This window comes from Sulfurospirillum sp. (assembly GCF_036802865.1).
Lineage (GTDB): Bacteria > Campylobacterota > Campylobacteria > Campylobacterales > Sulfurospirillaceae > Sulfurospirillum.
On sequence record NZ_DAIRVK010000001.1, the window covers coordinates 280288 to 293720 of the forward strand.

Sequence of the window (13433 nt, forward strand, 5' to 3'; positions counted from 1 at the left end):
TATCATACAATAGTATTAAACTAGACAAGGCTAAAGTATGGCATATTTCCAAGCGCGACGAGACTTCTTAAAGGTAGTAACAACCGGTGTATCCGCCACGGCTTTGATACCTGGAAGTTTGGGCGCATTAGGCGATATGGCTCTTAAGGGTGAAGATAAATTTATCCGCTCCATTTGTGAGATGTGTAGCAGTCGTTGCCCGATGGAAGCACGTGTTGTTAATGGCAAAACGGTTCTTATTCAAGGCAATGCATTTAGTAAAGAGATGGGAACGAGCTTATGTGCCAAAGGCGTTGCAGGTGCTTCTCAGCTGTACGATACTCAAAGGCTTGTTACACCACTTATTCGTGCGGGTAAACGTGGTGAAAACATGTGGCGGGAAGCCAGTTGGGATGAGGCGTTAAGTTTGATTTCCACAAAACTTTCTGCACTTAAAGAGCGCTATGGTGCTCGCAGTGTCCTTTTTTCCGCTAAAACAGGTGAACAGTACGACTTGTTACGCTCTTTTGCCTCGGCATTTGGCTCACCCAATGTTTTTTCGCACTGGAGTACGTGTCCTATTGCCATAGAAAGTGCCTTTAGCCATACGTTTGGCGAGAAGTTGTACCGTGATTTTGAAAACAGTACCTACATCCTGAACTTTGGGCATAACCTTTTTGAGGGTTTAGATATTCCTCTCACCAAAGCAATGGCACATTTTAGCGCTAATCCTTCCAAAAAATTGGTTGTGTTTGATCCTCGTTTTTCCGTTATGGCTTCTAAAGCGAATGAGTGGCATCCCATTAAAGCTGGCAGTGACTTAGCGTTTGTGCTTTCTCTTTTGCATGTATGGATTAGGGATGGTAAATTTGATAAGAAATTTGTCGAAGACTATACCATCGGTTTTGACAAACTAGTAGCGTCAGTAAAAGAGGCAACACCACAATGGCAGCAAACGATTACAGGCATTGATGCTAAAGTGGTTGAACGTATTGCAGCGGAGGTTTATGCAGCTGCTCCGAAATGCATTATAGATTGGGGGCATAAAGCCACGACCACTCAAGCAGAGTACCAACGTACACGTGCCATTTTGGTGGCAAATATTTTAATGGGAAATGTGGAAAAAGAGGGTGGTATTTATTTTGCTAAGACAGCTGAGCGCATCAATGCCCTTGCGGGGGAAAAAGTCGTTCCTGAACTGAATGATCCTTACCCAAGACCACGTATCAATGAGCCTCGCCTTGATGGCGCGGGTGAAGAGGGACCGTATCGTTTCGTTTCCCGCTCACATGGTGTTCTTCAAGCTATACCTGATGCGATTCTTTCGCAAACGCCTTATGAAATTAAAGGGTGGTTTTTAACAAGGCACAACCCTTTGGTAACGGTGGCTCATCCGCAAAAGATGAAAGAGGCGATGGATCAGTTGGAATTTATTGTGGTGAATGACATTTATCTCAGCGAGACTGCGATGATGGCAGATGTTGTTTTGCCCGAATCGACCTATTTGGAGCGTGATGAGGGCATTAGTAAAAGTGGTTTTAAAACACCTATGTACGCGATGCGTAACCGTATTGTCGAGCCTTTGCATCACAACAAGAGTGCCATTGAAATCATTCGTGATCTTGCGGAACGTATGGGCTTTGGAAAGCATTATGCGTGGAAAAATATTCCGGAGTTGAGGGCTTACCAAGCTAAAGGCAATGCAGAGCTTTTACAAACGCTTCTCATGCGTGGTATTGCTTCATTTGATGTGCCACCTCTTTTGGCACTCACACCTTCTTCCGTGGAGCGTTTTTGTGAGCGTTTTCCTCATAGCATGCAGAGCAGAGATAACCAAGGACTCTTTAGTCATCTTTTGAGGCAGCTTAAAACACCTTCCCAAAAAATTGAGATTTATTGTGCTGAGGTTGAAAAATATTTTAAAGGCTATGGTCTACCAAAGGCTGTAGATATGGATGTGACACAAGGGTATGATTATGTGCTGACCAGTGGAAAAAGTGCTGTGCATACCAATGGACACACGCAGAATATTCCTTATTTGCATATGTTGCTCTCCTCAAATCCTATTTGGATGCACCCCGATACGGCTAAAGCACATGGTTTAAAACAAGGAGACACATTCTTTCTTCAAAATAGTATCTCGAAAGAGAAGGGATGTGTATTCATCACAGAGGGCATTCGCCCCGATACACTTTTTGCGTATATGGGATTTGGGAGGGATGCACCCGCTTTAAAACGCGCACATGGTAAAGGGACAAACCCTTCAAAGCTTTTATCACTCAAGAGTGCAACACTCTGTGGGGCAATGATCACCAATGTTGGTGTCAAAATTACAAAGGTATAGGGCAGCATAATGGAAAAGCAGTACCGACTTTTGTATGATGAAAACCTTTGCATTGGGTGTCAAGCGTGTAGCGTAGCGTGTCGGGTGGAGAACAGTGTGCCTGATGATTTGTACAGGGTTCAAGTGCATATGCAAACTCTTGGGACTTTCCCCAATCTTGGGATGAACTACGAGCGCCTCTCCTGTGTGATGTGTGAGAATCCTCCTTGTGTAAGTGTTTGCCCAACCAATGCTTCATTTCAGAGTAAAGATGGGTTGGTGCATATTGATGAAAGGGCGTGTATTAGTTGTAAATACTGCATACTCGCCTGTCCTTACCATGCCCGTTTCATCAATCCTTTAAAAAACGTGGTAGAAAAATGTACTTTTTGTTATGAGACACGTGTCTCAAAAGAGCTTTTACCCTCCTGTGTGAGTACATGTCCGACCGATGCTCTTACGTTTGGTGATATGCGTCAAAAAAATTCTTTGGTACATCAAAAATCGCAAAAAGAGGTGTTGATATTTCCAAAAGCACACCTTGGAACCAAGCCTAAAGTAGCGTTTATTCCTAACCGTAAAGGAGTCAAGTCATGAGTCCAATGTGGGGAAGTGTGGAACAATACAGTACGATTCATTGGTCATGGGCGATTGCGATTTATCTTTTCTTAGCGGGGCTTAGCTCAGGTTCTATCCTTGTGGCATTGCTCGTAAAATGGAACCGACATGAGCGCAGTAACTCCTCTATTTGGGATGCCATTATCAAAGCGGGTGCTGTGGTAGCTCCTATGGCAATTTTTTTAGGGTTACTTCTTTTGGTAATCGATTTGGGACGACCGCTCTCTTTTTACTGGTTATTGATTCGCTATAACATCACCTCTGTCATGAGTTTGGGTGTGCTTTTTTTGCTGATTTATACACCTATTGTCATGGTGTTTATGCTATTGGTTTTTGAGCGTAGTGTCATCAAACACCCTTTTTTAGCCCCTTTAGAAGGGCTGATTACCCTTGTGAAAAGTTTTCACTCGTATGCTAAAATTATTGAGTATTTTCTTTTTGGTGCAGCGCTGTGTGTAGGTTCTTACACGGGGTTTTTACTTTCGGCTTTGTATGCGATTCCTTTGTGGAACAGTCCTCTTTTGCCTATATTATTTTTAACCTCAAGCCTCTCTTCTGGCGTTGCGGTTAACATTCTTATTGGACTACTTTTTTTCAAAAGCACGATTAATACGGAGAGCATTAAGTATCTTTTGGTTTTGGATACCAGAGTTATTTTAACAGAGTTGCCTCTTTTAGGGCTTTTTTTTATAGGGATGTTTTACGCAGGAGGCGATGCACCAAGTGCCGCAAAAGCAGCTCTCACACAGGGGTTTTGGGCAGGAATTTTTTGGCTTGGCGTTATTGGCGTTGGGCTTGGACTTCCGCTGTTAACGGTTATTGTGGCACTTCGCAGTCATGTGTACCGTGTCGGTTACATCGTGATTAACTCGATGGTCGTTATTTTAGGCGTATTGATGCTGCGTTACTACATCATTTATGCGGGACAAATTTATCTTGGTTAAGGAAAAAGGTATGAAAATCTTACTGTTGGAAGATGACTACAATTACAATGAGAGCATTAAGGAGTACTTAGAGCTTTTGGGGTATGAAGTCGATGCCTTTTTTGATGGGGAGAGTGCGCTAGATGCCATAATGCAAAAGTGCTACTACCTCTTTTTGTTAGATGTTAAAGTGCCTAAAATAAGTGGTCATCAGCTTATTACACATATTAAAGAGGCAAATATTACAACGCCGATTATCATTATGACGTCACTCGTGGATATTGATAACATCGAAATTGGCTATGAGCTTGGCTGTAACGATTACCTCAAAAAACCTTTTGAGCTAAAAGAGTTGGAGCTTCGCGTGAAAGAGCTGATTAAAAAACATTATCAAACCAATACAGCAGGTGAGTTTCACCTCAGTTGCGGGTTTGTTTTTAATTTTGAAACAGGAGAGCTCAAAAAAGAGGATAAGAGCGTTTCTCTGACCTCCAAAGAGCTTGACTTGGTACGTTTTTTGATTCGTCGTAAAAATACTTTTTGTGACATAGAGTTGATCCGTGAAAATGTATGGGAAGGCAAAGAGATTAGTTACGCTGATATTCGTATGTATATCAGGAAGATTCGGCTTAAAGTTGATGAAGAGCTTATCAAATCTTCCCGTGGTTTAGGATACCGCATTGATGTTATCGCTTAATCCTTTTCGCTCGGTCTTAGTTTATACCCTCATCGTGATGGCACTTTTTTGTGTGCCCAGTTATTTTGCGATTCAAAGCACAATCATGGAAGAGAAGTACAAAGCGACTCAAGAAATTTTAGAGTGGGTCGATGCCCATGAAAAGAGTATTTTTGAAAAAGAGCACTTTGAAATACCAAAGAGTGTACGTTTTCACATCAATATTTACGATGCGACCCATACACTCTATTATCAAGGCATTCAAGAATCTCTGAGTGATTTTAATTTTAAAGTGCGTGTGATTTATCCATTTTTGTACTACCAAAAAGAGATTAAAAAAGATACAGAGCTTTTTTACCTTGTGGTTGAATTACAACTTAACTATGCAAAAATCATTTTTATTACCACAATGCTTTTTTTTATTGTACTTTTTTTGATTTACTTAATGAGCAATGTCTTTATCAATTCAAGTATTTACCCTTATAAGAAAATGCAACGCTACATGAATGACTTTTTTAATGACTCTATGCATGAACTTAAAACGCCTTTGGGTGTCATCAACATTAATGTTGAATTGCTTTCAAGTTATGTAAATTCTTCGAAGCATCTTCAGCGTATTAACGCGGCTACCAAACAGATGCAAATGACGTATGAAGACGTAGAATACTACATCAAACACAAAAAAGTGACGTATAACAAAGAACCCATTAATCTTTCAGAGTATCTGGATTCGCGTATTGCTTTTTTTGAAGATATTGCTGTTTCGAAGTCCATGGTATTGGAACATCACGTAGAACCTGATATGTTGATTTACATCAGTAAAGTGGAACTACAACGCATTATTGATAACACACTTTCCAATGCTATCAAATACTCGTTTTTCCAAGGTAAAGTGGAGATCAAACTCTATGCAAAAGATGAAGAGCATTGTGTCATGAGTTTTCAAGATTATGGGCAGGGCATCAAAGATCTTTACAAAGTATTTCAACGCTTTGAGCGTGAAGATTCGGTGCAGGGTGGTTTTGGTTTAGGGCTCAATATCGTTCAAAATATTTGCAATAAAAATGACATCGATATAGACATTGAATCGTATGAAAACAGAGGTTCATGTTTTACGTATGTTTTTAAACTTGATAAAAAGAAACTCTTAGACAGTGTGGATGATGACGAAACAAGGGGTGAACGATGAAAGAAAAAAGGTTTTTTCTAAGTGCGGCGATGATGCTTTTCTTTGGGCTTATCATGCTCTTTTTATATGATAAATCCATTGCTTATGAAGAGGAAGAGACACTTAAAAAACAGATGGATGCACTTTTGCTAACCCTGCATAATAAAATTGAAGAGACAACTAAAATCTCACTTGCCAGCTCTGTGATTTTAGCCAAAAGTCCACATGTGGTTGCCTGTTTGAGCCAACAAGAGAGAGACCACTGTTTGCAGTATTTACTTGAAATAAAAAATAGTATGGCACAAGCCAATATTTTTGATAATACAAGGTTGCACTTGCATACCAAAGATTTTAAAAGTTTTATGCGCCTATGGGATTACAGCAATCAAAATAATGATGATCTCAGTACCTTCCGACATGCACTTGAAAAAATAAAACAGACAAAGCACCCTATTCACGGTGTGGAGATTGGACGGTATGGAATGTTCATGCGTGCCATTGCGCCTGTTTTCCAAAAAGAAGACTATGTTGGAACCATAGAAACGGTGGTAGATTTTAAAGATCTTAATGACTACTTTAAAAAAGATGGTGTTGAACTGTATGTTCTCATGAAAAATGAGTATTTACCTATTGCCAATGCATCGAGTTACAGTAAAAAACTGATGCTTGATAATTACACGATTGTAAACCAAGAAATTAATGGGCTTAATTTTATTAAAGAGATCAACCTGCAAGGTACAGGCTATCTTAAACGGGGTGATTATTACGTGCTTTACACCCCTATTGTCGATATTAATGGAGAGCATGTTGGCTTTTTTGTGCTCACATGGAGTGAAAGCCTTTCCTTAGCCTCTTTTAAAGGGTAAGGTTTTTACGCGCCTCATTGCGGATGCAATCCATCCCCATGTAAAACTCTTTCATCATCACTAAAAAGAGGTAGTCACCAAACTCAGTGGTGGTGATACTCTCTTTATGCTCTTTGATAGCTTTGGCAAATTTTAGAAGCATAAGCTCTTTCCCAAGCACATCATTGATATTTTTTTCAAACATAGTGTGAAATTTTTTCTTAGAAAGATGCCCGTTAAAAAGATCAACCATTAAACGATAATACATGCGAGAATTGGTGGGAAATGTGCGTTCTTTTGTGACCGCACAGCGTTTTTCTTGTATACGTGTTGCATACTGATCCAGAGCAAATTCATTGAGATAAAGCGTATCTTTTAGAAAACTAAAAGAGCCTGAACCTACACCGACATACTCTTCATTGTCGATGATATATTCATCGATAATCAAATCGCTCTCTTTGGAAAAAGACCAGCCATGACGTGAAGGATAACTCTCTTTGAGGGATTCTTTAATAATTCCAAAAAAGTTGTATTCATTTTCAAGGCTAAATTCTCCTAGTGTTTTTTTAACACTATTTTTAACCAAAGAAGAGGTCATAAGCGGATAAACACTTGTTTGTTCAGGAGAGAGTTTTTTAAGTATATCAAGATCGCGACGTAAGCCTTCTTGGTTTTGGGTTGGAAAATTGAAGATGAGATCCACGCTGGTGATAGGTAATATCCCTAACATCGAATTAATTTTTTCGTATACCTCTTCACCTGTGCCAAATTTTTCATAACGCCCCAGTTTTTTCAAAAGATCATCATCAAAGGTTTGAACACCCACAGAGAGACGATCGACTAAACCATGTAGGCGTGTTACGGTCTCTTTTTGAATATGGTTTGGATCGGTTTCACATGAGACATGCTCGATAGAAAAGAGTTTTTTGACAAACTCAATGGTTTCAATGAGCTCTTCTTCATCAATCAAAGGTGTACCGCCTCCAATCACCAAATAGTTAAAATCATACCCCAACTCTTTGACATGTAAAATCTCATCACGTAAGTGGCGGTAGTATTTTACAGCCGCTTCTTTGGTGTAAGTAAATTTGTTAAAAGAACAGTAGGGACAAAACATCGTACAAAAAGGAATATGAATATACAGGAGATACTTTTTTGCTTCCGGAGGTGGCGGTAATCCTAATGAGGGTTTTTCCACATGTAAATAGTGTTTTGTGTATTGGCTCATAAAATAACTGGTTGCATTAGTAATGATTTTCGATTGACGGGACTGCATTCTAATCCTTAATACTTATTTATATTTTTAAATTAATAAAAAATTATAGTGATTCTTTGTGATATTAAGAATGCGTTTTGTTATAAACCGCTCCTTAATAAATTTTCAAGTCCATTATAAGCTAGGAGTGTAATTTTTATGTAAACAAATAGCTCTATAACTCAAAATGTTAAAAAATCAAGCAGGTATAGTACCTCTAAAGAAGGAGAAAATAAGGGGGCAATTTTCACGATAAGTTCACTTTTTTAACTATAATATGTTTTTATTCTAAAGTGGAGCATTTCAATGAAATTACAAAAACTTATTTTAACCTTGCTAGGTAGTGTGATACTAAGTTCATCAGCACTGCTTGCCGCTGACTTTGATTGGATCGTAAGCCTAAACGTCCGATCACATGAAGATCCTTATAGCTACAGATATGGGTTAGCAGATCGTTTTGGGTATAGAGAACCTGATGTTATGGTTATTTTATCAAGCGTGTATGCACCAGCAGATGCCTACATGATTTTTCGTCTTGCCGAGCTCTCAGGACGAACGCCTGAGTATATTTTAAGAGTTTACCGTGAAAGAAGAAATCGTGGTTGGGGTGATATAGCCTATAATTTAGGTGTTAGGCTTGATTCAAATGAGTATATAGAACTTCGTGAAAGGCATGATTTACACTATGCGCCAAGATACAATGGGCATTATGAAGATCGTCGTGAAATGCCTGTTCGCAAAGTGTATGTTGAAAAACGTTATTATGAGGTAAGCGAACCTGAACGCCATGATCGAAGAGATCATGATCGTCGTGATGATAGAGATGACGATCGCAGAGACGATGGTCATTATAGACGTTAAATACGCTATTTTAAAATTCTATGCAAATCGGTTATAATTACATAAAAAACACTAAAGGAAATTTAATGCAAACGTATGCATGCGGACATATTAATCCCGATTCTGATTCTATTTGTTCAGCAATCTCTCTTTCATATCTAAAAACACAATTAGGAGAGCCTTGTACTCCTGCTCGTCAAGGTGAACTTAGTCCCGAGACAGAGTTCATCTTAAAGACATTTGGTTTGGAAAAACCACTGCTTAAAAATGATTTTTCGGGGGATAATCTTTACATTACAGATTATTCTGACCTTGCGCAAGCTCCACATAATCTTAAAGATACGAACATATTAGGTATTGTTGATCACCACAAACTAGGCGATATCACAACAACAACACCTTTAGAATGTTGGATCAGACCTGTAGGTTGTACCAATACGATTGTGAAAGAGATGTTTGATCATTATAAAATTGAGATCCCTAAAAACATTGCGGGTGCGATGATGATGGCAATTTTAAGTGATACCGTACTTTTCAAATCACCAACGTGTACGAAAGCTGACACCAAAGCGGTTAAAGAATTAGCCATTATTGCGGGTGTTGAAGATTTTAAAGCCCTTGGTATGGAGATGTTTTTAGTCAAGTCAGCCGTGAAAGGCGCATCGCCTAGAGCGCTTTTACTTCGTGATTACAAAGACTTTGAAATGGGTGGCAAAAAAATAGGTATTGGTCAACTTGAAGTCGTTGATCTCAAAGTTTTCGATGGTATGAAAGAGGCTTTATTTGCCGATATGAAAGCTTATAAAGAAGAGGGTGGTCGTCATACAGTGATGCTTCTTCTAACCGACATTATGATTGAAGGTTCACAATTCTTAGTGGTCAGTGATGATGAAAGCAGTGTTGAAAAAGCGTTCAATACAAAGCTTGTTAACCATGAAATGTGGATTGATGGTGTGCTGAGTCGTAAAAAACAGGTAATCCCTGTCATGGAAAAGCAGTTCTAAAAGCGTAGATGTGAAAAAGTGTACCATCAAACGACGTTATCTGATTCAAAATCCTAAGGAAGTGGTGAAGTCTATACTCACCACTTTCCCTTCGTATAAAAAAAATCTCCAACAACTCTTTGTCGAAAATCATCCAAATGCTTCTGATCGTCTAGCAGTATTGGGAGTACGTTTTCAAACCATTAAGGAATTTAGCGCGTTTGAAAATGACTTGGACTCTTTTTTATGTGAAGATGTAAGTGGCGATAAACGCTACAAAAATCGCTATCTTTCGTTATTTGGGTTACCCCAAAATTATGATTTTTCACTGTACGATGTGTATAAAAAATGCGATAAAATTGGTGTACGTACGTTTGATTTTTCGTTGTCATCTGGCATGAGTACACAAAAAGTACTTAAAGTGCTTTTGTACCGTGAGATACAGTTTTTAGAATATGAAGTGAGCTTACTTTTGGACGACCATGCGAAAGCGCCTAAAAATCTCTTCAAGATAGCCGAAAATATACGCTATATTTTGAGTATTGCGAGCCCTGTTTATGATGAGATGATGCGAGAAAGAATGTTAAAAGCATTTGAACCACTTTTGAGTGAAGACAGAGAAGTTTTACTCAAATTTGTTCAACAACAAGCCTATGCAACCTTACTTTTAGATATGCGTTTTTTTCTGCGCGAACAGAGTGGTTTTTATCTTTTAAAAAAGAGTGAGATGCCCCTGTTGTTTTTTGTCAAAAAGTATCTTAAAAAAGAAGAATTTCGTATTGCTAAACGGCTTAAGAAGGCGCTTTATTAACATTTCATTAGGATGGTGACGGTACTATTTTAACAATAATGTGGGATAATGCGGTACAATATCGCACCTATTTTGAGATAAGGATAAACAATGAAAAAAACATTACATGTAGGTCTTGCAGTAAGCGCCGCACTTGTTTTAATGACAGGCTGTGCTACAAGTGAGCTTCAAACCAATGCCCGTATGACACAGAGCGTTTTTATTAATCCTGTGGCAAAAGAAAAAAGAACCATTTTTGTTTCAACAAAAAACACCAGTGGTGCGCAAATCAATTTAGAAAACAGAATGGTACAGGCTCTTTATGCTAAAGGTTATACCATCGTGGATGATCCTGAGATGGCAACTTATGTGTTAATGACAAATATCTTATTCTGCAATAAGAAAAGTGAAAACAATGTTGCAACAGGTGCTTTGATGGGTGGTGCGGCAGGTGCTATTGCCAACTCTGGTAGTAACGGCAAAAGTATGGCACTTGCAGGACTCGGTGGCGCTGTTGTAGGCGGTTTGATTGGTAAAGCAACCGAAGATACCATTTTCCAAATGCAAGTTGACATTGTTATTCGTGAAAAAGCCAAAGGTAAAGTTATGGCTAACACAGGTACTGTTGGCGGACAAGCAGGCATTAGAGACGGTCAAAAATCAGGTACTATGAACAGCTTTGGTGGCCCAATTCGTGATGCAGATGCCAGTGGGAAAATGTACAGCAATACCTACTCTTCAAGCTCACAATCGTATGAGAGTGATTTTATAGAGCATAAAACAATGATGTTTGCAGAAGCAACTAAAATGAACCTTACTCTTTCTGAAGCAACACCAATTTTAGAAGATAAAATTGCACAACAAGTAGCTGGTCTATTTTAACGTTAACATTTTACACGCCCCAAAAGCAAAGCTCTTGGGGCTACGTTGCACTGGGTACTAAAGCTTGCCTCTTGCGAGGCAGAAATAGAATCTTTTGACGCTACGATACTATCGATATTTAAGTTCGCCAATTTCTTGGCAAAATATTTTAAATGTAGGAATTGTTTTGGAGAATAACGACAACAAGCAGCAAAAAATTGTTCAAATGTTCAATGAGATTGCAGGAACATATGACACAGCAAACCGTGTTTTAAGTATGGGAATTGACATTCAGTGGCGTAAAACAGCATGTGATGAGACTTTCGCACGTTACACTAAACCTATTGAGTTGATTGTCGATGTGGCATGTGGTACAGGTGATATGATGGGATATTGGGCAAAACAAGCTGCAAAAGCAGGACGAAGCATCGGTAAAATTTTAGGTGTTGATCCTTCTGTTGGTATGACGGATGTGGGCAAACAAAAGTTCCCTGAGTTTGATTTTATTATCTCGGAAGCTACGGAGATCCCACTTCCAAATGAGCGTGTTGACATCTTAAGCATTAGCTATGGTATTCGCAATGTAGTACGTCGTCAAGAAGCATTTGTCGAATTTGCACGCGTTCTGAAAACGGGTGGCTATGTTGTCATTTTAGAATTTACCAAAGATGAGAAAAAAGGTTTTTTCTTTGCATTAAAAGATTTTTATCTCAACAAAGTTTTACCCATTTTAGGTGGAATTATCTCTAAAAATAAAGCAGCGTATGAATACCTTCCAAACTCCATAGAAGGTTTTTTAACCCCTTCTATGCTTCAAAAAGAGCTTGATATGGCTGGGTTTGAAACCGAATTTGTCAAAAGTTTTTCGATGGATATTTCTACCTTGGTCATTGCTAAAAAACGTTAATGAGCCAAACCCTTAGTGTTTCAAGTCTTAACAATCAAGTCAAGTCTCTGCTTGAGAGCACCTTTTTACATGTAAGCGTTGAGGGCGAAGTTTCTCGCCCTACCTACCACAGCTCCGGTCACCTCTATTTTACCCTCAAAGATACCGACTCTTCTATCTCGTGTGTGATGTTCAAAGGCAATACAAAAGCTTTAAAATTTCAAGTTGAAGAGGGCATGGCAGTAGTCGTTCACGGTTCTATCTCTGTTTTTTCTCCACGTGGAACGTATCAGATTAACTGCACAATGATGGAACCATCAGGCAGTGGCGCCCTTGCAAAAGCCTATGAACAGCTCAAAGCCAAGCTCGGGGCTAAAGGCTATTTTGAGGCGGAACGTAAAAAGCCATTACCTCGTTTTGTTCGCCATGTAGCTCTTGTCACTTCAGGAACGGGTGCTGCCCTTCAAGATATGCTCCGTGTCGCGATGAAACGCTGGCCATTGGTGAAACTCACACTGCTCGATACTTTGGTTCAAGGTGAAAACGCCAAACATTCCATTGCTTCCAATATTGCACGAGCAGATACATTGGGTGCTGATGTCATTATTGTGGGACGCGGTGGCGGAAGTGTAGAAGATTTGTGGGCGTTTAATGAAGAAATTGTTGCAGATGCACTCTTTAGATGTAAAACACCTGTGGTCTCAGCTGTCGGACATGAGATCGACTATGTCATTAGCGATTTTGTAGCTGATTTGCGAGCACCAACACCTTCTGCGGCGATGGAAATGATACTTCCCGATAGTGCAGAAATGTTGCAACATCTGGATGGTTTGATGGAGCGTTATACACTTGTTTTTGGGCGTATTTTACATTCAAAAGAGGAGAGTTTAGACCATCTAAAACGCCTTTTTGCGAAACGTTCTATTGATGAAAAACTTGCTTTGTGGAAAAATGAGATTGGTATACTTCAAAGTCAATACAACGATAAAATTACGCTTTTATACCGTGAAAAATCACGTCACATCAACCTACTTCAAGACCAAATTCATTTTCAGACCAGACAAAATCTTGCTAAAAAAGAGCAAATGCTCTCTTCTTATACCATTGCCCTAAATTCAAAAGAGCCAACACGTGAACAAAAAGAGTGTTATGCACAGGTTGTGAAAGCGGGCAAAAAAATGGCATTGGAAAAGATAGATGAGGGCGAAGTCTTTGAGTTACAAACACCTCATGTCATCTTAAAAGCGAAGGCACTTGAAAAAAGAACTCTCATATAGGAGTAAAAT

At 39.2% G+C, this 13433-nt stretch carries 13 protein-coding genes; 12 read left to right on the forward strand and 1 reads right to left on the reverse strand.

What is annotated here, in order from left to right; all coding sequences use genetic code 11:
* The first annotated feature begins 37 nt into the window (after window positions 1-37).
* The 6 genes from phsA to V7Q04_RS01465 are packed head-to-tail and all read left to right on the forward strand — an operon-like array spanning window position 38 to window position 6553.
* The gene (gene phsA, locus V7Q04_RS01440) at window positions 38-2323 is read left to right on the forward strand and encodes a thiosulfate reductase PhsA (protein WP_333803141.1); all 2286 of its coding nucleotides are present in this window, start codon (window positions 38-40) and stop codon (window positions 2321-2323) included.
* A 9-nt stretch (window positions 2324-2332) separates the two neighbouring features.
* Window positions 2333-2899 (forward strand): 4Fe-4S dicluster domain-containing protein, encoded by a 567-nt coding sequence (locus tag V7Q04_RS01445; RefSeq protein ID WP_333803142.1) that lies wholly within the window; start codon window positions 2333-2335, stop codon window positions 2897-2899.
* Window positions 2896-3864 carry an NrfD/PsrC family molybdoenzyme membrane anchor subunit gene (gene nrfD / locus V7Q04_RS01450; protein ID WP_333803143.1) on the forward strand — a complete coding sequence of 323 codons (969 nt, stop codon included), beginning with the start codon at window positions 2896-2898 and terminating at the stop codon, window positions 3862-3864. Before V7Q04_RS01445 ends, nrfD begins: the two co-directional genes overlap by 4 nt.
* 10 nt (window positions 3865-3874) lie before the next feature.
* Window positions 3875-4540 carry a response regulator transcription factor gene (locus V7Q04_RS01455; RefSeq protein ID WP_333803144.1) on the forward strand — a complete coding sequence of 222 codons (666 nt, stop codon included), beginning with the start codon at window positions 3875-3877 and terminating at the stop codon, window positions 4538-4540.
* Complete coding sequence (locus tag V7Q04_RS01460; RefSeq protein ID WP_333803145.1) at window positions 4527-5708, forward strand: sensor histidine kinase; 1182 nt, start codon at window positions 4527-4529, stop codon at window positions 5706-5708. Before V7Q04_RS01455 ends, V7Q04_RS01460 begins: the two co-directional genes overlap by 14 nt.
* Window positions 5705-6553 (forward strand): cache domain-containing protein, encoded by an 849-nt coding sequence (locus V7Q04_RS01465; RefSeq protein ID WP_333803146.1) that lies wholly within the window; start codon window positions 5705-5707, stop codon window positions 6551-6553. Before V7Q04_RS01460 ends, V7Q04_RS01465 begins: the two co-directional genes overlap by 4 nt.
* On the opposite strand, the gene V7Q04_RS01470 is transcribed toward V7Q04_RS01465, so the two are convergent.
* Window positions 6543-7808, reverse strand: a complete 1266-nt coding sequence (locus tag V7Q04_RS01470; RefSeq protein WP_333803147.1) for a coproporphyrinogen III oxidase family protein — start codon at window positions 7806-7808, stop codon at window positions 6543-6545. The genes V7Q04_RS01465 and V7Q04_RS01470 overlap by 11 nt on opposite strands.
* A gap of 285 nt (window positions 7809-8093) precedes the next feature.
* On the opposite strand from V7Q04_RS01470, the gene V7Q04_RS01475 reads away from it, so the two are divergent.
* From V7Q04_RS01475 to xseA, 6 genes are all read left to right on the forward strand, one after another.
* Window positions 8094-8648, forward strand: coding sequence for a hypothetical protein (locus tag V7Q04_RS01475; RefSeq protein ID WP_333803148.1), 555 nt, complete (start codon window positions 8094-8096; stop codon window positions 8646-8648).
* 65 nt (window positions 8649-8713) lie between these two features.
* Window positions 8714-9631 carry a manganese-dependent inorganic pyrophosphatase gene (locus V7Q04_RS01480; RefSeq protein ID WP_333803149.1) on the forward strand — a complete coding sequence of 306 codons (918 nt, stop codon included), beginning with the start codon at window positions 8714-8716 and terminating at the stop codon, window positions 9629-9631.
* A gap of 10 nt (window positions 9632-9641) precedes the next feature.
* On the forward strand, window positions 9642-10421 hold the full coding sequence (locus tag V7Q04_RS01485; protein WP_333803150.1) for a hypothetical protein: 780 nt from the start codon (window positions 9642-9644) through the stop codon (window positions 10419-10421).
* Between the two features lie 90 nt (window positions 10422-10511).
* A complete protein-coding gene (gene traT, locus V7Q04_RS01490) occupies window positions 10512-11282 on the forward strand; it encodes a complement resistance protein TraT (RefSeq protein ID WP_333803151.1) in 771 nt (256 codons plus the stop codon).
* Window positions 11283-11448: 166 nt separating this feature from the next.
* On the forward strand, window positions 11449-12168 hold the full coding sequence (ubiE, locus tag V7Q04_RS01495; protein ID WP_333803152.1) for a bifunctional demethylmenaquinone methyltransferase/2-methoxy-6-polyprenyl-1,4-benzoquinol methylase UbiE: 720 nt from the start codon (window positions 11449-11451) through the stop codon (window positions 12166-12168).
* Entirely contained in the window at window positions 12168-13424 is a 1257-nt protein-coding gene (xseA, locus tag V7Q04_RS01500; protein WP_333803153.1) for an exodeoxyribonuclease VII large subunit, read from the forward strand. Before ubiE ends, xseA begins: the two co-directional genes overlap by 1 nt.
* The last annotated feature ends 9 nt before the right edge of the window (window positions 13425-13433 follow it).

Excerpts from the sequence above, each read along its gene's own strand:
- nrfD (WP_333803143.1), top strand. The coding sequence starts at position 2,896 with ATGAGTCCAATGTGGGGAAGTGTGGAACAATACAGTACGATTCATTGG.
- V7Q04_RS01465 (WP_333803146.1), top strand. The coding sequence starts at position 5,705 with ATGAAAGAAAAAAGGTTTTTTCTAAGTGCGGCGATGATGCTTTTCTTT.
- V7Q04_RS01455 (WP_333803144.1), top strand. The coding sequence starts at position 3,875 with ATGAAAATCTTACTGTTGGAAGATGACTACAATTACAATGAGAGCATT.
- traT (WP_333803151.1), top strand. The coding sequence starts at position 10,512 with ATGAAAAAAACATTACATGTAGGTCTTGCAGTAAGCGCCGCACTTGTT.
- V7Q04_RS01470 (WP_333803147.1), bottom strand. The coding sequence starts at position 7,808 with ATGCAGTCCCGTCAATCGAAAATCATTACTAATGCAACCAGTTATTTT.
- xseA (WP_333803153.1), top strand. The coding sequence starts at position 12,168 with ATGAGCCAAACCCTTAGTGTTTCAAGTCTTAACAATCAAGTCAAGTCT.
- V7Q04_RS01460 (WP_333803145.1), top strand. The coding sequence starts at position 4,527 with ATGTTATCGCTTAATCCTTTTCGCTCGGTCTTAGTTTATACCCTCATC.
- phsA (WP_333803141.1), top strand. The coding sequence starts at position 38 with ATGGCATATTTCCAAGCGCGACGAGACTTCTTAAAGGTAGTAACAACC.
- V7Q04_RS01480 (WP_333803149.1), top strand. The coding sequence starts at position 8,714 with ATGCAAACGTATGCATGCGGACATATTAATCCCGATTCTGATTCTATT.
- V7Q04_RS01445 (WP_333803142.1), top strand. The coding sequence starts at position 2,333 with ATGGAAAAGCAGTACCGACTTTTGTATGATGAAAACCTTTGCATTGGG.
- V7Q04_RS01475 (WP_333803148.1), top strand. The coding sequence starts at position 8,094 with ATGAAATTACAAAAACTTATTTTAACCTTGCTAGGTAGTGTGATACTA.